Source organism: Streptomyces sp. NPDC098101 (genome assembly GCF_044760185.1).
GTDB lineage: Bacteria > Actinomycetota > Actinomycetes > Streptomycetales > Streptomycetaceae > Streptomyces.
This window is the reverse complement of record NZ_JBIWAS010000002.1, coordinates 288,222-307,793: the sequence shown is the minus strand read 5'-3', so window position 1 is coordinate 307,793 and position 19,572 is coordinate 288,222. Positions and strand designations below refer to the sequence as shown.

Here is a 19,572-nt window from a genome sequence, read left to right as displayed (position 1 = left end):
TCCGCGTACCGCAGGCGCGGTACGAGGGCGCGAGGAGGACACGTGGTCGAGATCCGGCGGGCGACGACGGTGGCCGAACTGGTCGCGGCGGAGCACCTCTACGACGGCCCGGCCCGGGAGGAGTGGGCGGCCCGCTTCCTGGCGGCGCCGGGGCACCTGATGCTGATCGCCTACACGGAGGACGGCTTCCCCGCCGGCTTCGTGTCCGGCGTCGAGATGACCCACCCGGACAAGGGCACGGAGATGTGCCTCTACGAACTCTCCGTGGACGAGGCCCACCGACGGCGCGGAACGGGCCGCGCCCTGACGCAGGCCCTGCTCACGGCGGCCCGCGACCGCGGCTGCCACGGCGCCTGGGTGGGCGTGGACACGGACAACGCCCCCGCCCTGGCGACCTACCGCGCGGCGGGGGCGGCGGACGAGGGGGTGTTCGCGATGCTGGGGTGGACCGTCCCGGAATGAGGACGCCCGGTTCCCGGAGTGCGCGGCCGCGCTCCGGGAACCGGGCGTCCGTCCGTCGTCAGTGGTTGCGCGGGAAGCCCAGGTCGACGCCGGACGGGGCGTCGGAGGGGTCGGGCCAGCGGGTGGTGACGACCTTGCCGCGGGTGTAGAAGTGCACGCCGTCGTTGCCGTAGATGTGGTGGTCGCCGAAGAGCGAGTCCTTCCAGCCGCCGAAGGAGTGGTAGCCGACCGGGACCGGGATCGGGACGTTGACGCCGACCATGCCGGCCTCGACCTCCAGCTGGAAGCGGCGGGCCGCGCCGCCGTCGCGGGTGAAGATCGCGGTGCCGTTGCCGAACGGCGAGGCGTTGATGAGGGCGAGGCCCTCCTCGTACGTGTCGGTGCGCAGCACGCACAGGACCGGGCCGAAGATCTCGTCCCGGTAGGCCTTGGCCGTGGTGGGGACGCGGTCGAGGAGGGAGAGGCCGATCCAGTGGCCGTCCTCGTGGCCCTCGACGGTGTGGCCGGTGCCGTCGAGGACGACCTCGCAGCCCTCGTCCGCCGCGCCGTGGACGTAGGAGGCGACCTTGTCGCGGTGGGCGGCCGTGATGAGCGGGCCCATCTCGGAGGTGGGGTCGGTGCCGGGGCCGATCTTGATCTTCTCGGCGCGCTCGCGGATCTTGTCCACCAGCTCGTCCGCGATCGAACCGACCGCCACGACCGCCGAGATCGCCATGCAGCGCTCGCCGGCGGAGCCGTACGCCGCCGAGACGGCCGCGTCGGCCGCCGCGTCGAGGTCGGCGTCCGGGAGGACCAGCATGTGGTTCTTGGCGCCGCCGAGCGCCTGGACGCGCTTGCCGTGGGCGGAGGCGGTGGTGTGGATGTGGCGGGCGATCGGGGTGGAGCCGACGAAGGAGACCGCCGAGACGTCCGGGTGCTCCAGGAGCCGGTCCACGGCCACCTTGTCGCCGTGCAGGACGTTGAAGACGCCGTCCGGGAGGCCCGCCTCGGCGAGCAGCTCGGCGATCTTCAGGGACGGGGAGGGGTCCTTCTCGCTCGGCTTGAGGACGAAGGTGTTGCCGGTCGCGATGGCGATCGGGAACATCCACATCGGCACCATGGCCGGGAAGTTGAAGGGCGTGATGCCCGCGACGACGCCCACCGGCTGGCGGATCGAGGCCACGTCCACCCGGTTGGAGACCTGGGTGGAGAGCTCGCCCTTGAGCTGGGTGGTGATGCCGCAGGCCAGGTCGACGATCTCCAGGCCGCGCGCGACCTCGCCGAGCGCGTCCGAGTGCACCTTGCCGTGCTCGGCGACGATCAGCTCGGCGATCGCGTCGCGGTGCGCGTCGAGCAGCGCGCGGAACTTGAAGAGGATCGTGGTCCGCTGGGCCAGCGAGGAGGTGCCCCAGGTGGCGAAGGCGGCCTTGGCGGCGGCCACCGCCGCGTCGACCTCCTCGACGGAGGCGAGCGCGACCCGGGTGGTCACGGCGCCGGTGGCCGGGTCGGTGACCGGCCCCCAGTTGCCCGACGTGCCCTCGACGGTCTTGCCACCGATCCAGTGGTCGACGGTCTTGACGGTGTTCGTCATGACGAAATGCTCCTTCAGAGATGGCGGCGTCGGGCGGTGACGTGCCGGTCGTACTCCTCCCGGGCCTTGACCGCCGACGGGCGGGTCGAGGTCTCGGCCACGGGCACATCCCACCACGCCGCGGCCGGGGGCGGGCCCGACACTGTGTCGGGCGTTTCGGTCTCGACGTAGACACATGTGGGAACCGTCGCGGCCCGCGCCTCCTTGAGGGCTTCCCGCAGGTCACGCACGGTGCGGGGGCGCAGCACCCGCATCCCGAGGGAGGCGGCGTTGGCCCCGAGGTCCACGGGGAGCGGCGGCCCGGTGAAGCCGCCGTCCGCGTCCCGGTACCGGTAGTCGGTGCCGTACCGCTCGGCGCCGACGGCCTCCGAGAGGCCGCCGATCGAGGCGTACCCGTGGTTCTGGAGGACGACGAGCCGCAGCGGCAGGCGCTCCTGCACGGCGGTGACGATCTCGGTGGGATTCATCAGGTACGTCCCGTCCCCGACGAGCGCCCAGACGGGCCGGCCGGGGGCGGCGAGCAGGACGCCGATCGCGGCGGGGATCTCGTAGCCCATGCAGGAGTAGCCGTACTCGATGTGGTACTGGTCGGCGGAGCGGGGCCGCCACAGCCGGTGGAGGTCGCCCGGGAGCGATCCGGCGGCGTTGATCAGGATGTCGCTCGCGTCGACCAGGGTGTCGAGTGCGCCGAGGACCTGGGTCTGGGTGGGGCGGGCGTCCTCGGCGGGGACGGCGTACGCGGTGTCGACCCGGCGCTGCCAGTCCCGCTTGGCGGCGGCCCACTCCTCCGGGTCCCGCGACCGGTGGCCGTCCAGGGCGTCGGTGAGGGCGGTCAGGCCCTCGCGGGCGTCGGCGACGAGCGGCAGCGCGGCCTGCTTGTGGGCGTCGAAGCCGGTGACGTTGAGGTTGAGGAAGCGGGCGTCCCCGGGGAAGAGGGTGCCGGAGGCGGTGGTGAAGTCGGTGTAGCGGGTGCCGACGCCGATGACCAGGTCGGCGGTGCGGGCCAGGGCGGCGGCGGTCTCCGTACCGGTGTGGCCGACGCCGCCCACGTCGCAGGGGTGGTCGTACGGCAGGACGCCCTTGCCCGCCTGGGTGGTGGCGACGGGCAGCCCGGCCCGCTCGGCGAAGGCCCGCAGGGCCTCCTCGGCGCCGCTGTACTTCACCCCGCCGCCCGCGACGACCAGGGGGCGTTCGGCGGCCCGCACGGCCCGTACGGCCGCGTCGAGTTCGGCCGCGTCGGGACGGGGGCGGCGGACCCGCCAGGTCCGCTCCGCGAAGAACTCCTCCGGCCAGTCGTACGCCTCCGCCTGCACGTCCTGGGGCAGGGCGAGGGTCACAGCGCCGGTCGCGGCCGGGTCGGCGAGGGTCCGTACGGCTTCGAGGGCGGCCGGGACCAGGGCCTCGGGGCGGGCGACCCGGTCGAAGTACACCGAGACGGGCCGCAGGCAGTCGTTGACGGAGACGTCGCCCGCGGAGGGGAGTTGGAGCTGCTGGAGGACGGGGTCGGCGGGGCGGGTCGCGAAGGTGTCGCCGGGGAGGAGCAGGACCGGGAGGCGGTTGATCGTGGCGAGGGCGGCGCCGGTGACGAGGTTGGTGGCGCCGGGGCCGATGGAGGTGGTGACGGCGTGCGCGGAGAGGCGGCGGGACTGGCGGGCGTAGCCGACGGCGGCGTGCACCATGGCCTGTTCGTTGCGGCCCTGGTGGAAGGGCATGGCGCCGGGGTCCTCGACGAGCGCCTGGCCGATCCCGGCGACGTTGCCGTGGCCGAAGATGCCCCAGGTGGCGGCGATCAGGCGGTGGCGCTCGCCGTCGCGCTCGGCGTACTGGGCGGCGAGGAAGCGGACGAGGGCCTGGGCGGTGGTGAGCCGGACGGTGCTCATGCGTGCCTTCCCGTGGTGTCTTCCGGGACCGGCCGGACGCCGCTCACGCGTATCCCTCCGCGTGTTCCGGGTGGAAGCTGATCCTCCACTCCCGTTCGGGTCCGGGACCCGCCATGGCGTTGAGGTAGTAGAGGTCGTGGCCCGGCTGGGCGATCGAGGGGCCGTGCCAGCCGTCGGGGACCAGGACCGCGTCGCCGTCGCGGACCTCGGCGAGCAGGTCGGCGCCGCCGGGCCGGGAGGGCGAGATCCGCTGGTAGGCGAGGCCGTGCGGGCCCGCGACCTCGTAGTAGTAGATCTCCTCCAGGACGGATTCGGCGCCGGGGCGGTGCTCGTCGTGCTTGTGCGGCGGATAGGAGGACCAGTGGCCGCCGGGCGTGACGACCTCGACGGCGATGAGCCGGTCGCAGGGGAAGGCGTCGGCGGAGGCGAAGTTCCGCACCTCGCGGGCGCGGTCGCCGCTGCCCCGGGTCTCGACGGGAACCTCCGGCGCGGGGCCGTAGCGGGCGGGGAGTCGTCGCTCGCACTTCGCTCCTGCCAAAGCGAAGCGGCCCCCCGCGCCGGAGGCGATCTGGGCGTGGGCGTCGCGCGGTACGTAGGCGAAGTCGGTCACTCCGTCGAACACGCTCGCGCGGCCCCGGAGTTCGAAGATCTCGCCGTCGACGCGCACGCTACAGGCACCGGCGAGGGGAAGCACGGTCCATTCGGAATCCCCGCTCGCGAAGGAGTGGGTCTCCCCCGGCCCGAGGGTGAGGACGCGGAGCGAGGAGTACGTCCATCCGGCCCGCCCGGGGTCGATGTCGACGGCGTACGGGCCGCGGGCGGCGGCTCCGGCGGGGAGGTGGAGGGACGCGGGGCGGGGGGTGTGGCGGGCGTCGGGGCTCGGGCTCATGACGGTCATCCCTACCCCCTTTCCGGAAGCGTTCCCGTACGGATCGGGTACGTACTCCCCGTCGCTCCCGTACCGATCGTTCCCGTGCCACTCGCTCCCGTACCGACCGTCCCCGTCCCCCCGGCCAGGGCCTCCGCGATCTCCGCCGGGTCCGGCATCGCGGAGGAGCAGGCGAGCCGGCCCGCGACGATCGCCCCGGCGGCGTTGGCGCGGCGCAGGGTCTCTTCGAGGTCCCGGCCCGCGAGGAGGCCGTCGACCAGCGCCCCGCCGAACGCGTCGCCCGCGCCCAGCCCGTTGACCACCTCCACCGGCAGCGGCGGCACCTCGGCGCGGGTCCCGTCGGCGGCGAGCGCCAGGACGCCCTTCGGGCCCTGTTTGACGACGGCGAGCCGGACGGCGCCGCCGTCGGAGGCGAGCAGGGCGCGGGCGGCGGCCTCCGGGTCCCGCTCCCCCGTCGCGACCTCGCACTCGTCGAGGTTGCCGACGGCGACGGTGGCGTGGCGCAGGGCCTCGGCGTAGTACGGGCGGGCCTCGGCCGGGTCCGTCCAGAACATCGGCCGCCAGTCCAGGTCGAACACGGTGGTCCCGCCGCCGCCCGCCCCGGCCCGCAGCGCCTCCAGGGTCGCGGTGCGGCTCGGCTCGGCGCACAGGCCGGTGCCGGTGGCCCAGAAGACCCGGGCGGCGCGGATCGCGCCGAGGTCCAGCTCGTGCGGGTGGATCTCCAGGTCGGGGGCCTTGGGCAGCCGGTAGAAGTAGAGGGGGAAGTCGTCGGGCGGGAAGACCTCGCAGAAGGTGACCGGGGTGGGGTACGCGGCGGCCTCCGTCACCCAGCGGTCGTCCACGCCGAAGCCCTCGAGCTCCCGGTGCAGGAAGGTCCCGAAGGGGTCGGCGCCGGTGCGGGAGACGAGCGCGGTGCGGCGGCCGAGCCGGGCAGCGGCGACGGCCACGTTGGCCGGGGAGCCGCCGAGGAACTTGCCGAAGCTCTCGACCCGGTCGAGCCCGACGCCGGTCTGGAGCGGGTAGAGGTCCACGCCGAGGCGCCCCATGGTGATCAGGTCGTACGGCTCCGTCTCCTCCGTCTGCACGCGCCACCTTTCGTCCTCGGCCCCGTCCTCAGGTCTAACTCCCTACCCGGGGGGTGTCAACGACATGTCCGGACATGCGGACCGCCGGCGCGCTTGACGGTGCTCCCGGCCCCGGTCAGGGTGGCTGTCATGACGAAGCCGTCCCCGCAGCCGTCACCGAACGCCCCGTCCCGGCCGTGCGCGCCGCCGTCGTCCCGGATCCGGGTCGGGTCCGCTCCCGACTCGTGGGGGGTGTGGTTCGCCGACGACCCCCGGCAGGTGCCCTGGCAGCGCTTCCTCGACGAGGTGGCGGGCGCGGGCTACGAGTGGATCGAGCTCGGCCCGTACGGCTATCTGCCCACCGATCCGGCGGTCCTCGCGGAGGAGACCGCCCGGCGCGGGCTGCGGGTCTCGGCGGGGACGGTCTTCACCGGCCTGCACCACGGGCCGGACGCCTGGGACCGGACCTGGGCGCACGTCGCCGAGAACGCGGCCCTGGCGCAGGCGATGGGGGCGGGCCACCTGGTCGTCATCCCGTCGTTCTGGCGGGACGACCGCACGGGCGAGGTCCTGGAGGATCCCGTCCTCACCGCCGGGCAGTGGCGGGACCTGACCCGGCTGACGGAGCGTCTGGGCCGGGAGGTGCGCGAGCGGTACGGGCTGCGGATCGTCGTCCATCCGCACGCGGACACGCACCTGGACGGCGAGGAGAGCGTGACGCGCTTCCTCGACGCCACCGACCCGGAGGCCGTCTCGCTCTGTCTGGACACCGGGCACTACGCGTACGCCGGCGGGGACAGCGTCAAACTGATCGAGCGGTACGGGGAGCGGATCGGCTATCTGCACCTGAAGCAGGTCGACCCGGCGGTCCTGGCGGAGGTGGTCGCCGAGGGGACGCCGTTCGGTCCGGCGGTGGCGCGGGGCGTGATGTGCGAGCCGCCGTCCGGGGTGCCCGCCCTGGAGCCGGTGCTCGCCGCCGCCCGCGCCCTGGACGTGGACCTCTTCGCGATCGTCGAGCAGGACATGTACCCGTGCGACCCGGACGTCCCGTACCCGGTCGCGCTGCGGACCCGGCGCTTCCTCCGCTCCTGCGGGGTGTGACCCGCGCCCCCTTACCGTCCCGGCCCGGGGCCGCGCACGCGGACACACCGGTGGCCCGATGCGTCACTTCCGTCACACAGGTCCCTCCTTCGTCACGCTTTTCTCCGTTACGCGGGTTTCCCGTCACAGGCGCGTGACAGCCGTTCTCCTCCTGTCTGAGGGGGTCGTTGCAGGGGGCACAGGCTCAGTGATCGCCAACGCCCACCCGCAGCGCCCCCGAACGGCACCCCCGCCGCCGCTGCGCGGTGCGCAGGGAGGTACCAGGCATGACGGACAAGAGGCTCTGGTCGTACAAGGACATCGCGGCGCACATCCGGGTGCAGCCGGACACCGTCCGCTCCTACCGGAAGCACGGGTTGCTCCCGCCGCCCGACCACGTCGAGTCGGGCAAGCCGTTCTGGTACGCGGACACGATCCGCGCCTGGGTCGCGAGCCGCCCCGGCAACCGGACCCGCCGCGACTGATCCCGTCCCCGTCCCCCGTACGCGCCCGGCGCCGGGTCCCGGAACGTTCCGGGGCCCGGCGCCGGGCCGTGCGGCGGATCAGACGATCAGGTCGTAGATGTTCCAGCTCCAGCCGGCCGGGCGGGGGGCGTACGGCTCGCTGCCGCCGTTCACGCGGCGGGTGCCGTAGACCAGCAGGTCGCCGTTCTTGGTGCGGGCCGCGAGGGAGGGCTCCTGGTCGCCGATCAGGCCCGCTCCGGCCAGGGCGTCGTAGCGGTTCCAGCCGCCGCCGACCGGGCGGCGGGGCTTGAAGGGCACGGCCGGCCGGGCGCCGTCCGCCTTCTCGTAGCGCCACAGCTTTCCGTCGGCGGTCCGGGCGACCAGGCCGTCGCCGAAGGCGGTGAGGGCGGTGTAGACGTTCCAGCCGCCACCCACCCGGACCGGGGGTGCGAAGACCGGCGTGGTTCCTCCGGAGCGGTGATAGCGCCAGAGCACGCCGTTCCGGTCGCGGGCCACCAGGTCGCCGCCGGGCAGGCCGACGAGGGCGGTGTAGACGTTCCAGCCGCCGCCGACCCGGAACCGGGGCTCGAACGGCGCGTTCGGCCGGCGGCCGTCCTCGTAGTACCAGAGGACGCCGTCCCGGTCGCGCGCCACCATGTCCCCCAGGCCCGAGGCGTCCTTGGGGCCCAGCTTGGCGAGCGCCGTGTAGACGTTCCAGCCGCCGCCGACCCGCTTGCGCGGCTTGAGCAGCGTGTTCGTGCGTCCCGTGGCGTCGTACTGCCACAGGACGCCGTCGCGGTCGCGGGCGTGCAGCGTGGACCGCCGCCACGCCTCGGGGGTGCCGGGCACGAACCGGAAGGCCAGCTCGCCGCGCGCGACCACCCCGCGCTGGTCGCGGAGTTCGACGGAGGTCGAGAGGAGTCCGAGCCACTCCATTCCCGAGCCCGTGTCGACGGTGACGTCGTAGGTGACGGTCGAGGAGCCGGCGGGCACCTCGGCCCGGGGGAGGTCGAAGCCGAGCCAGATGCCTTCGACCGTCTCGGGGTCCGGGGAGTGCCACGGGCAGGGCGCGAACGCTCCGCCGTTCACCGCGCAGGTGGAGGTGACCAGTTGGCCGGGGCGGCTGCCCGGCCGGCCGTTCTCCACCTCGAAGCCGAGCCGCTCCTCCCGCAGCGGTCCGGTGGTCCCGGGCGGCAGGGTGACGGTGAGCCGGGTGGTGACCGGCCCCTCCTCGCCCGCGGGGACGGTCAGCGGGCCGCCCTCCTGCACGATCGTGCCCGGGGCGGCGGCGGTGGCGCCGGGGGCGGCAGGGGCGGGGGCCCCTGCCGCGGGCAGCGCCGGGGCCACCACGGCGAGGGTGACGACCGTCGTGGCCAGGGCCACGCGCACACGTCTCATGTCGATCACTCCGGTTCCGTCTTGCGTCGGAGGAGCCGCCCGCGCACGCACCGGCACGACCGGCTCAGGGGGATGAGGAGACGGTCTCCCGGCGCTCCTCGGACACCTCTGTGACCTCCGGAGTACGGGGAGGGTTGTACGGGTCCGACTCGCTGACGCCGAAGCGGTCGTGGAAGCGGCGCAGCGGTCCCGGGGCCCACCAGGTGAGGCGGCCGGTCAGCTTCATGACGGAGGGGACGAGGAGGCTGCGGACCACCATCGCGTCCATGAGGACGGCAAGGGCGACCCCGAGGCCGAGCATCTTGGTGTTGGTGACGCGGGAGGTGCCGATGGCGACCATGACGACGGCGAGGATGACGGCGGCGGCGGTGATCAGGCCGCCGGTGCGGCTCAGGCCGAAGCGGACGGAGTGCTCGTGGTCGCCGGTGGCGTCGTACTCCTCCTTGACGCGGGAGAGCAGGAACACCCCGTAGTCCATGGAGAGTCCGAAGGCCACGCAGAACATGAGCACGGGCAGGGTGGTCTCGATGTCGCCGGTGGGGGTGAAGCCGAGGAACCCGGAGAGGTGTCCGTCCTGGAAGACCCAGACGACGGCGCCGAACATGGCCGTGAGGCTCAGGGCGTTGAGGACGACGGCCTGGAGCGGGATGAGGACGCTTCCGGTGAGCAGGAAGACCAGGAGCAGGGTGACGAGGGCGACGATCCCCGCCGCCCAGGGCAGCCGCTCGCCTATGGCGTCCTTGGAGTCGACCAGGACGGCGGCCGGGCCGGTGACGGAGACGTCGAACGGCGCCTCGGCGGCGCGCAGTTCGCCGACGGCCCGCTGGGCTCCGGCGCCGACGGACTCGCCGTCGGGCACGACGGTGAAGTAGGCGCGGGCGGAGTCGCCGCCGCCCGTGGTGACCGGTCCGTCGGCCCGGCCGACGCCGTCGAGGGCCTCGATGCGCTCGCGGTAGGCCTCGTACTGGGCGGGGGTGGCCGGTCCCTCGGCGAGGACGGTGATCCCGCCGCCGGGGCTGCCGGGGAAGCCGTCCCGCAGCTCGTCCTGGACGATCCGGGAGGAGGCGGTGACGGGGAGCTGGCGGTCGTCGGCCGTGCCGAACTTCACGCCGAGGAAGGGCAGTCCGAGGAGGACGAGGCCGGCGGTGGTGAGGACGGCGAAGACGGGCGCCCTGCGCATCACCAGACCGGCGGCGCGCGCCCAGCCCGCGCCCGGGGCGTCCCCGCCGGGCTCGCGGCCGCGCCGGAACAGGCGCCGCAGGTCGAGGGCGTTGACCCGGTGGCCGAGCAGCACGAGGGCGGCCGGGAGCAGGGTGAGCGCGGCGGTGGCGGCGAGGAGGACGACCGCGATCCCGGCGTACGCGAAGGAGCGCAGGAAGTACTGCGGGAAGACCAGCATCGCGGCGAGCGAGACGGCGACGGTCAGGGCGGAGAAGAGCACGGTCCGTCCGGCCGTGCGCAGGGTGGTGCGGACGGCGGTGCGGGTGTCGGCGCCGGCGGCGAGCTCCTCGCGGTAGCGGCGGACGACGAACAGGGCGTAGTCGATGGCGAGTCCGAGGCCGAGCGCGGTGGTCAGGTTCTGCGCGAAGACGGAGACGTCGGTGAACTCGGTGAGGCCGCGCAGGATGGCGTTGGTGCCGAGGATGGCGACGATGCCGACGCCGAGGGGCAGCAGGGCGGCGACGGCGCTGCCGAAGACCATGACGAGCAGGACGAGGGTGAGGGGCAGGGCGATGAGCTCGGCCCGCAGCAGGTCCTCCTCGATGAGCGTCTGCATCTCGTGGCGGACGGCGAGCTCGCCGCCGAGCGAGACCTCCACGGGGCCGTGGGCGCCCCGGTAGGCGGGGGCGATCCGGTCGAGGACGGCCGCGGCCTCCTTCTCCTCGCCGGTGATCCGGGCGGCGATCACGGCCTTGCGGCCGTCCTCGGAGCGGAGGGCGGGCGAGCCGGTGGACCAGTAGGAGCCGACGCCCTCGACGCCCGGCTCGGCGTCGAGCCGCCCGGCGAGCCGGCGGGCCTCGGCGGCGACGGCCGGGGCGTCGGTCCCGGCCGTGCCGGAGTCGACGAGGAGCAGCAGGTTCGGCCGGGAGCCGGGGAAGTGCCGCTCCAGCTCCTCGGCCGCGTACGTGGACTCGGCGGCCGGGTCCTCCCAGCCGCCGCTCCCCATCCGGTCCGCGACCCCGCCCCCGGCGAAGACGGCGAGGGCGGTGAGCACGAGGGCCACGAGCAACGTGACCCGGGGCCGCGCGGTCACGAACCGCGTCCATCCCCCACCGGGGGATCCGGCACGGGACCCCTTGCCGCCCCCGGCGAGAACTCCGGAGCCGGACGCCCCACCACCCCCACCCCGGGTCCCGGGACCGGACGCCTTGCCGCTCACACCCCGGCCTCCGGGACCTGACGTCCCGCCGCCCCCACCGGGGGATCCGGCACCGGACGCCTTGCCGTTCCCGGTCCTGGGCCCGGAACCGGGTCCGGACGCCCCGTCGGTCCCGGTCGGGGATCCCGGCGCGGCTCCGGCGCCCGGGCCGGGGCCGTGCGCGGCGCCCGCCCCGGTCCCGGGGCCCGGCGCGCCCCCGGCACCCCCCGCCCCGGCCCCACCTGCGGTTTCTCCCCCGCCGCCGGTTCCGTCGGGGGCTGTTTTCTTGACTTCGGCCATGACGAGGTGTCCCCTTCACCTGACCCGTGCGCACACGCTTCCCGGCAGGACGCGCGGGTCACCCATTGCCATAGACTGGCAAACACGAGCGATCACTCGCGTTTCACAAGAATGCGAGCGACCTCTCGCGTTTGTCAAACGGGTCGAGAAGAGCTGGGGACAGTCATGTCCGAGGACACGTCCGAAGAACCGAAGCCGCGCCGCCGTCAGGCGCGGGGCGAGCGCCGCATCGCGCAGTTGCTCCAGGCCGCCGCGAACGTCTTCTGCGCGAACGGCTACACGGCGACCAGCACCAACGCGATCGCCCGCGAGGCGCACGTCTCGCCCGGCACGCTCTACCAGTACTTCCCGAACAAGGAGGCCATCGCGATCGAGCTGGGCGAGCGCCTCCTGCACGACATGCGGGAGGCCCACGGCCAGGCGTTCACGGCGGAGAACCTCGGCCTGCCGCTGCCCGACCTGCTGGACGCGGTCGTGGACCCGCTGATCGAGTTCAACTGCGCCAACCCGGCCTTCCTCGCCCTGATGCACGGCTCCGACGTCCCCGGCCGGATCGCCGAGGAGCACGACGAGCTGCACGCCACCCTGCTCACCCGGGTGGAGGAGGTGATCGGCCATTACGCGCCCGCGCTCTCCGCCGCCGACCGGGGCCGGATCGCCGGGATGACCTTCGCCGCTTTCAAGGGCGGCCTGGACCTCGTCCTCGCCGCGCCCGAGGGCCCCGAGCGGGACGCCACGGTCGCCGAGCTGAAGACCCTCCTGCTGCGCTACCTCGCCCCCCTGGTCGAGGAGCCGGCCACCGCGACACGGCCCGGCGCGACACGGTCCGGCACGAGTGGAATTCATACCCCCTAGGGGTATAAGCTCGGTCCCGTAAGGCTCCGAACCCTACGAGGAGAACGCCATGACCGCAGAGGCGCAGACCGAACTCACCACCGTCTACCAGGTCAAGGGCATGACCTGCGGGCACTGCGAGGGCGCCGTCTCCGGCGAGATCTCCGAGCTCCCCGGCGTCACCTCCGTCACGGCCGTCGCCAAGACCGGCGAGGTCACCGTCGTCTCCGGGAGCCCGCTCGACCGCGAGGCCGTGCGCGCCGCCGTCGACGAGGCCGGTTACGAGCTGGTCTGACCGCCGGCCCGCCGGCACCCCGTGGGGTCGTACCGTTACCGGGTACGGCCCCGCTCCCGTTTGGAACCGCTGATGACGTCCACGATCACCGAGCTGACGATCGGTGGCATGACCTGCGCCTCCTGCGCCGCCCGCGTCGAGAAGAAGCTCAACCGGATGGACGGGGTGACCGCGACGGTCAACTACGCCACCGAGAAGGCACGGGTCGAACACCCCCCGGAGCTCCCGGTCGACGCGCTGATCGCCACCGTCGTCAGGACCGGCTACACCGCCGAGGAGCCCCCGCCGCCGGAGCCCGAGCCCGACCCCGTACGGGAAGCGGAGGCTCCGGAGGACCCCGAGACGGCCTCGCTCCGGCAGCGGCTGACCGTCTCCGCCGTCCTCTCCGCGCCCGTCGTCCTGCTCGCGATGGTCCCCTCCCTCCAGTTCGACCACTGGCAGTGGCTCTCGCTCACGCTCGCCTCCCCCGTCGTCGTCTGGGGCGGGCTGCCCTTCCACCGGGCCGCCTGGACCAACCTCCGGCACGGCGCCGCCACCATGGACACCCTGGTCTCGATCGGCACCCTCGCCGCCTTCGGCTGGTCCCTGTGGGCCCTCTTCCTCGGCGACGCGGGCACGACCGGCATGAGGCACGGCTTCGACCTCACCGCGGACCGCTCGGACGGCTCCTCCGCGATCTACCTGGAGGTCGCGGCCGGGGTCGTCACCTTCCTCCTCCTCGGGCGGTATCTGGAGGCCCGTGCCAAGCGGAAGGCGGGCGCCGCGCTGCGGGCCCTGATGGAGCTCGGCGCCAAGGACGTGGCCGTCCTCAGGGGCGGCGCGGAGACCCGGATCCCGGTCTCCGGGCTGCGGGCCGGCGACCTCTTCGTCGTACGCCCCGGGGAGAAGATCGCCACCGACGGCACCGTGACCGAGGGCGCGTCGGCGGTCGACGCCTCCCTGCTCACCGGCGAGTCGCTGCCCCTCGACGTCCTCCCCGGCTCGGCCGTGACCGGCGGCTGCGTCAACGTCTCGGGCCGGCTGGTCGTGGAGGCCGTCCGGGTCGGCGCCGACACGCGGCTCGCCCGGATGGCGAAGCTGGTCGAGGAGGCCCAGAGCGGCAAGGCCGCCGTGCAGCGGCTCGCCGACCGGGTCTCGGCCGTCTTCGTGCCGGTCGTCCTGCTGATCGCGCTCGGCACCCTCGTCGTCCGGCTGCTCGTCACGGACGACCCGACGGCCGCCTTCACGGCCGCCGTCGCCGTCCTGATCATCGCCTGCCCCTGCGCCCTGGGCCTCGCGACCCCGACCGCGCTCCTGGTCGGCACCGGCCGGGGCGCCCAGCTCGGCATCCTGATCAAGGGCCCGGAGGTCCTGGAGTCCACCCGCCGGATCGACACGGTCGTCCTCGACAAGACGGGCACGGTCACCACCGGCCGGATGCGCCTCGCCGGAGTCCGGGTGTACGGGGGGACGTACGGCACCGAGGGCGCCGACGAGGACGAGCTGCTGCGGCTCGCGGGCGCCCTGGAGCACTCCTCCGAGCACCCGGTGGCCCGCGCGGTCGCGGAGGCCGCCGCCGGGCGGTGCGGCCCGCTCCCGGTGCCGAAGACCTTCGAGAACGTCCCCGGGCTCGGGGTGCGCGGCTCGGTCGAGGGGCGGCTCGTCGTCGTCGGGCGCGCCGCCCTGCTCGCGGCGGAGGGGATCGAGGTGCCCGCGGCCTCCGAACCCGGCGCCGTCCACGTCGCCTGGGACGGGGTGGCCCGGGGCACCCTGACCGTCGCCGACACCGTCAAGGACACCAGCGCCGAGGCGGTCGCCCGGCTGCGCGCCCTGGGGCTGCGCCCGGTGCTGCTCACCGGGGACCACCGGGCGGTGGCGGAGGCCGTGGCGGACGAGGTGGGCATCGACGAGGTGATCGCCGAGGTGCTGCCCGAGGGGAAGGCGGAGGTGATCCGGCGGCTCCAGGAGGAGGGGCGGACGGTCGCCATGGTCGGGGACGGGGTGAACGACGCCGCCGCGCTCGCCACCGCCGATCTGGGCCTGGCGATGGGCACGGGCACGGACGCGGCCATCGAGGCGAGCGACCTGACCCTGGTCCGGGGCGACCTGCGGGTCGCGGCGGACGCCGTCCGGCTCTCCCGGCGGACCCTCGCCACGATCAGGGGGAACCTCTGCTGGGCCTTCGGCTACAACGTGGCCGCGCTGCCGCTCGCGGCGGCCGGACTGCTCAATCCGATGATCGCGGGGCTCGCGATGGCCCTTTCGTCCGTGTTCGTCGTATCCAACAGCCTGCGACTCCGGCGGTTCACGTGAGTTCACCTACACGTGATGCACAGGACCTTCACATCGAGACCTAGATCACAGATATTGTGGGGTAACCATCTGGGCTGTTCGTGAGTCTAAGTGGGCGATGCCGAGAACGTCTTGGGGGACGTTCATGGGATGTCTTGGGGGACGTCCCAGGCAAGCGTTGGCCGGGGGACGTGCACCGGGGAGCTTTGAGCGGCCCTCCCGTACGGACCCCGGCAGACCGCGTCGCACCCGATCCGCACAGCCACCGGCTGTCGCCGGCAGACGCCCGGCCCGGATCCCGTGGGGGGAATCCGCACCGGGGATATGGGAAGCGCCCCGCTCGCCGACCCGTGGGGGGATCGGGGAGCGGGGCGCTTCTCGCTTTCCGGTGTCCGCTTTTCCGGTGTCCGGTTCTCCGGTGTCCGGCGTGTCGCCGCGAAGGGCTAGCGGGCCTCGACCGGGACGAAGTCGCGCAGGACCTCGCCCGTGTAGATCTGGCGCGGGCGGCCGATGCGGGAACCCGGCTCCTTGATCATCTCGTGCCACTGGGCGATCCAGCCGGGAAGGCGGCCGAGCGCGAAGAGCACGGTGAACATCTCGGTCGGGAAGCCCATGGCGCGGTAGATCAGACCCGTGTAGAAGTCCACGTTCGGGTAGAGGTTGCGCGAGACGAAGTAGTCGTCGGAGAGCGCGTGCTCCTCCAGCTTGAGCGCGATGTCCAGCAGCTCGTCGGACTTGCCGAGCGCGGAGAGGACGTCGTGCGCGGCCGCCTTGATGATCTTGGCGCGCGGGTCGAAGGACTTGTACACCCGGTGGCCGAAGCCCATCAGGCGGACGCCGTCCTCCTTGTTCTTCACCTTGCGGATGAAGGAGTCGACGTCGCCGCCGTTGGCCTTGATGCCCTCCAGCATCTCCAGGACCGACTGGTTGGCGCCGCCGTGCAGCGGGCCCCAGAGGGCGGAGATGCCGGCGGAGATCGAGGCGAACATGTTCGCCTGCGAGGAGCCGACCAGACGCACGGTGGAGGTCGAACAGTTCTGCTCGTGGTCCGCGTGGAGGATGAGCAGCTTGTCGAGCGCCGAGACGACGACCGGGTCGAGCTCGTACTCCTGCGCCGGGACCGAGAAGGTCATGCGCAGGAAGTTCTCGACGTACCCGAGGTCGTTGCGCGGGTAGACGAACGGGTGGCCGATCGACTTCTTGTACGCGTACGCCGCGATCGTCGGCAGCTTGGCGAGCAGCCGGATCGTGGAGAGGTGCCGCTGCTCCTCGTCGAACGGGTTGTGGCTGTCCTGGTAGAAGGTGGACAGCGCGGAGACCACCGAGGACAGCATCGCCATCGGGTGGGCGTCCCGCGGGAAGCCGCGGAAGAAGTTCTTGACGTCCTCGTGGACCAGCGTGTGCTGCGTGATCTCGTTCTTGAAGGTCGCGAGCTCGTCGACCTTGGGCAGCTCACCGTTGATCAGCAGGTACGCCACCTCAAGGAAGGTGGAGCGCTCGGCCAGCTGCTCGATGGGGTAGCCGCGGTACCGCAGAATGCCCTGCTCACCGTCGAGGTAGGTGATCGCGGATTTGTAGGCGGCGGTGTTGCCGTATCCGCTGTCCAGGGTGACCAGACCGGTCTGGGCTCGGAGTTTACCGATGTCGAAGCCCTTGTCACCGACGGTGCTCTCGACCACCGGGTAGGTGTATTCACCGTCCGCGTACCGCAGTACTACAGAGTTGTCGCTCACGTCATCCCTCACCGACGTAGTGCCTCTTCTTCGAGGTGCCCTGACTGTCTCTACCATCCCCCATTTGGCTCAGGAGAGTGCACTCGGGGTCGACCATTGGGCCAATTGGAGGCACTCAGTGCCGCCAACCTTCATATCCTGTCCCCTTCGCCCCGGTTCCGGTACCCCTCCGTGATCTTTCACACGAGGGCGGGCCCTGTGAGCCGGTGGGCGAGTGCGGTAAAGCGGCGGCCGGCCGAGACCGTGCGCACCGCCTGGGCGATGGCGCGGCGGGAGCCGACCAGGACGACCAGCTTCCGGGCCCGGGTCACGGCCGTGTAGAGCAGGTTGCGCTGGAGCATCATCCAGGCACTCATGGTCACCGGGATGACCACCGCCGGGTACTCGCTGCCCTGCGAGCGGTGGATGGTGACCGCGTACGCGTGGGCGAGTTCGTCCAGCTCGTCGAAGTCGTACGGCACCTCCTCGTCCTCGTCCGTCCGCACGGTGAGGCGCTGCTCGACGGGGTCCAGGGCGGTGACGACGCCGACGGTGCCGTTGAAGACGCCGTTGGCCCCCTTGTCGTAGTTGTTGCGGATCTGGGTGACCTTGTCGCCGACGCGGAAGACCCGGCCGCCGAACCGCTTCTCCGGGAGGTCGGGGCGGGCCGGGGTGATGGCCTGCTGGAGCAGTCCGTTGAGCGCGCCCGCACCGGCCGGGCCGCGGTGCATCGGGGCCAGGACCTGCACGTCCCGGCGCGGGTCGAGGCCGAACTTGGCCGGAATGCGACGGGCCGCGACCTCCACGGCGACCCGGGCCGCGTCCTCGGTCTCCTCCTCGGCGAAGAGGAAGAAGTCCGGGAGGCCGTCGGTGCGCGGGGGCGTGCCGGCGTTGATCCGGTGCGCGTTGGTGACGACGCCGGACTGCTGGGCCTGCCGGAAGATCCGGGTCAGCCGGACCGCCGGCACGGGGCTGCCGGGGGCGAGCAGGTCGCCGAGGACCTCGCCCGCGCCGACCGAGGGGAGCTGGTCCACGTCCCCCACGAGCAGCAGGTGGGCGCCCGGGGCCACCGCCTTCACCAGCTTGTTCGCCAGGAGCAGGTCCAGCATGGAGGCCTCGTCGACGACGACCAGGTCCGCGTCGAGCGGCCGGTCCCGGTCGTAGGCGGCGTCCCCGCCGGGCTTGAGCTCCAGGAGCCGGTGGACGGTGGAGGCCTCGGCGCCGGTCAGCTCCGCGAGCCGCTTGGCGGCCCGGCCGGTGGGGGCGGCGAGCACCACCCTGGCCTTCTTGGCGCGGGCCAGCTCCACGATGGAGCGGACGGTGAAGGACTTGCCGCAGCCGGGGCCGCCGGTGAGGACCGCGACCTTGCGGGTGAGGGCGAGCCGCACGGCCTCCTCCTGCTCGGGGGCGAGGGTGGCCCCGGTGCGGGTGGCGAGCCAGGCCAGGGCCTTGTCCCAGGGCACGTCCCGGAAGGCCGGCATCCGGTCCTCCTCGGCCCGCAGCAGCCGCCGGAGCTGCCCGGCGAGGGACAGCTCGGCCCGGTGGAACGGGATGAGGTACACGGCGGTGACGGGTGTCCCCTCGGGCCCCGGCACGGTCTCCCGGACGACCCCCTCGGGGTCCTCGGCCAGCTCGCCCAGGCACTCGATGACGAGCCCGGTGTCGACCTGGAGGAGCTTCACCGAGTCCGCGATCAGCCGCTCCTCGGGCAGGAAGCAGTGCCCCTGGTCGCTGGACTGCGACAGGGCGTACTGGAGGCCGGCCTTCACCCGGTCGGGGCTGTCGTGCGGGATGCCGACGGACTGCGCGATCCGGTCGGCGGTGAGGAAGCCGATGCCCCACACGTCGGCGGCGAGCCGGTAGGGCTGGTTCCGCACGACGGAGATGGAGGCGTCCCCGTACTGCTTGTAGATCCGGACCGCGATGGAGGTGGAGACGCCGACCTCCTGGAGGAAGACCATCACCTCCTTGATCGCCTTCTGCTCCTCCCAGGCGGCGGTGATGTTCTTGGTCCGCTTGGGCCCGAGCCCCGGGACCTCGATCAGGCGGCCCGGGGACTCTTCGAGGATGTCGAGGGTGTCGAGCCCGAAGTGCTGGGTGATGCGGTCGGCGAAGACCGGCCCGATGCCCTTGACCAGACCGGAGCCGAGGTAGCGGCGGATGCCCTGGATGGTGGCGGGCAGGACGGTCGTGTAGTTCTCGACGGTGAACTGCTTCCCGTACTGCGGATGGGACCCCCAGCGGCCCTCCATGCGCAGCGACTCCCCCGGCTGGGCACCGAGCAGCGCGCCGACGACCGTGAGCAGGTCACCGGCCCCGCGCCCGGTGTCGACCCGGGCGACGGTGTATCCCGTCTCCTCGTTGGCGTAGGTGATCCGCTCCAGGACCCCTTCGACCACTGCCGGACCGCGACCCTCGTTGGACATGTGTCGACCGTAGCGAAGGGGTCGGACAGGAAGCCGGCGAGCCCGTGGAGGACCGGGGGTTCCGGATGCCGGAGGGGCGGACGAACCGTAGCGTTTCCGGCATGAGTGAACCTTCCTTCCAGGACGACGTGCTGAACGAGCTGGGTGCCGACCGGCTTCACGAGATCGCGGGGCTGCTCGGTACGGACGCGGACGGGGCGCAGGAGGTCGTGGGCAGTTCGGTGGCGGAGCTGTCGGGCGGGCTGCGGCAGGCGGCCGCCGAGCCGGGCAGCGCGGACGAGGTGCGCGCCGCCGTCGACGAGGTCGCCTCCCCCGAACCGCCGCTCCAGGGGGTCGCCGCCCTCGGCGGCCTGGTGAGCGGCGGTCTGATGGCCGGGGTGCTCGCCAAGCTGGCGAAGCCGGCGGCGAACGCCGTCGCGAAGCGCACCGGCATCCCGCCGGCCACGGCGAACCGCGCGGTCGAGCTCCTCGTCCCGGTCGTCGTCGCGGTCCTCACCAAGCGCGCCGCGAAGAAGGGCGGCGCGGGAGGCGGCCTCGGGGACCTGCTGGGCGGCCCGAAGAAGTAGCG

General features: G+C 73.2%; 15 protein-coding genes. 7 read left to right on the top strand and 8 right to left on the bottom strand.

The annotated features are described in order from the left end of the window. The first annotated feature begins 42 nt into the window (after nucleotides 1-42). Nucleotides 43-462 (top strand): GNAT family N-acetyltransferase, encoded by a 420-nt coding sequence (locus ACIQVI_RS08530; protein ID WP_351969235.1) that lies wholly within the window; start codon nucleotides 43-45, stop codon nucleotides 460-462. Nucleotides 463-520: 58 nt separating this feature from the next. Here the strand turns inward: ACIQVI_RS08530 and mmsA are convergent, their stop codons facing one another. Genes mmsA through iolC form a run of 4 tightly spaced genes read right to left on the bottom strand, consistent with a single transcriptional unit; the run spans nucleotide 521 to nucleotide 5,847 of the window. Further along, on the bottom strand, nucleotides 521-2,032 hold the full coding sequence (gene mmsA / locus ACIQVI_RS08525; RefSeq protein WP_403592835.1) for a CoA-acylating methylmalonate-semialdehyde dehydrogenase: 1,512 nt from the start codon (nucleotides 2,030-2,032) through the stop codon (nucleotides 521-523). Nucleotides 2,033-2,046: 14 nt separating this feature from the next. Then, complete coding sequence (iolD, locus tag ACIQVI_RS08520) at nucleotides 2,047-3,912, bottom strand: 3D-(3,5/4)-trihydroxycyclohexane-1,2-dione acylhydrolase (decyclizing) (RefSeq protein ID WP_403592832.1); 1,866 nt, start codon at nucleotides 3,910-3,912, stop codon at nucleotides 2,047-2,049. 43 nt (nucleotides 3,913-3,955) lie between these two features. Further along, entirely contained in the window at nucleotides 3,956-4,810 is an 855-nt protein-coding gene (gene iolB, locus ACIQVI_RS08515) for a 5-deoxy-glucuronate isomerase (RefSeq protein ID WP_351969232.1), read from the bottom strand. Between the two features lie 2 nt (nucleotides 4,811-4,812). Further along, nucleotides 4,813-5,847 (bottom strand): 5-dehydro-2-deoxygluconokinase, encoded by a 1,035-nt coding sequence (gene iolC, locus ACIQVI_RS08510; protein WP_403594482.1) that lies wholly within the window; start codon nucleotides 5,845-5,847, stop codon nucleotides 4,813-4,815. 168 nt (nucleotides 5,848-6,015) lie between these two features. Between iolC and ACIQVI_RS08505 the strand changes: the two genes are divergently transcribed. After that, entirely contained in the window at nucleotides 6,016-6,966 is a 951-nt protein-coding gene (locus ACIQVI_RS08505; protein WP_403592827.1) for a sugar phosphate isomerase/epimerase family protein, read from the top strand. A 266-nt stretch (nucleotides 6,967-7,232) separates the two neighbouring features. Next, complete coding sequence (locus tag ACIQVI_RS08500; protein WP_351969230.1) at nucleotides 7,233-7,430, top strand: MerR family transcriptional regulator; 198 nt, start codon at nucleotides 7,233-7,235, stop codon at nucleotides 7,428-7,430. A 78-nt stretch (nucleotides 7,431-7,508) separates the two neighbouring features. On the opposite strand, the gene ACIQVI_RS08495 is transcribed toward ACIQVI_RS08500, so the two are convergent. Together ACIQVI_RS08495 and ACIQVI_RS08490 are read right to left on the bottom strand one after the other, a co-directional pair. Continuing rightward, nucleotides 7,509-8,807 carry a hypothetical protein gene (locus ACIQVI_RS08495; RefSeq protein WP_403592823.1) on the bottom strand — a complete coding sequence of 433 codons (1,299 nt, stop codon included), beginning with the start codon at nucleotides 8,805-8,807 and terminating at the stop codon, nucleotides 7,509-7,511. Nucleotides 8,808-8,871: 64 nt separating this feature from the next. Next, nucleotides 8,872-11,061 carry an MMPL family transporter gene (locus tag ACIQVI_RS08490; RefSeq protein WP_403592820.1) on the bottom strand — a complete coding sequence of 730 codons (2,190 nt, stop codon included), beginning with the start codon at nucleotides 11,059-11,061 and terminating at the stop codon, nucleotides 8,872-8,874. Nucleotides 11,062-11,631: 570 nt separating this feature from the next. Between ACIQVI_RS08490 and ACIQVI_RS08485 the strand changes: the two genes are divergently transcribed. The 3 genes from ACIQVI_RS08485 (at nucleotide 11,632) to ACIQVI_RS08475 (ending at nucleotide 14,887) form a co-directional block, all read left to right on the top strand. Continuing rightward, complete coding sequence (locus tag ACIQVI_RS08485; protein WP_403592817.1) at nucleotides 11,632-12,321, top strand: TetR family transcriptional regulator; 690 nt, start codon at nucleotides 11,632-11,634, stop codon at nucleotides 12,319-12,321. A gap of 49 nt (nucleotides 12,322-12,370) precedes the next feature. Next, nucleotides 12,371-12,595 carry a cation transporter gene (locus tag ACIQVI_RS08480; RefSeq protein WP_351969226.1) on the top strand — a complete coding sequence of 75 codons (225 nt, stop codon included), beginning with the start codon at nucleotides 12,371-12,373 and terminating at the stop codon, nucleotides 12,593-12,595. A gap of 72 nt (nucleotides 12,596-12,667) precedes the next feature. Then, nucleotides 12,668-14,887: a heavy metal translocating P-type ATPase gene (locus ACIQVI_RS08475; protein WP_403592814.1), complete on the top strand. Its 2,220-nt coding sequence runs from the start codon at nucleotides 12,668-12,670 to the stop codon at nucleotides 14,885-14,887. Nucleotides 14,888-15,309: 422 nt separating this feature from the next. On the opposite strand, the gene ACIQVI_RS08470 is transcribed toward ACIQVI_RS08475, so the two are convergent. Together ACIQVI_RS08470 and ACIQVI_RS08465 are read right to left on the bottom strand one after the other, a co-directional pair. Beyond that, complete coding sequence (locus ACIQVI_RS08470; protein ID WP_121828160.1) at nucleotides 15,310-16,599, bottom strand: citrate synthase; 1,290 nt, start codon at nucleotides 16,597-16,599, stop codon at nucleotides 15,310-15,312. Nucleotides 16,600-16,778: 179 nt separating this feature from the next. Further along, complete coding sequence (locus ACIQVI_RS08465; RefSeq protein ID WP_403592810.1) at nucleotides 16,779-19,004, bottom strand: ATP-dependent RecD-like DNA helicase; 2,226 nt, start codon at nucleotides 19,002-19,004, stop codon at nucleotides 16,779-16,781. A 101-nt stretch (nucleotides 19,005-19,105) separates the two neighbouring features. Between ACIQVI_RS08465 and ACIQVI_RS08460 the strand changes: the two genes are divergently transcribed. After that, the gene (locus ACIQVI_RS08460; protein WP_121828158.1) at nucleotides 19,106-19,570 is read left to right on the top strand and encodes a DUF937 domain-containing protein; all 465 of its coding nucleotides are present in this window, start codon (nucleotides 19,106-19,108) and stop codon (nucleotides 19,568-19,570) included. The last annotated feature ends 2 nt before the right edge of the window (nucleotides 19,571-19,572 follow it).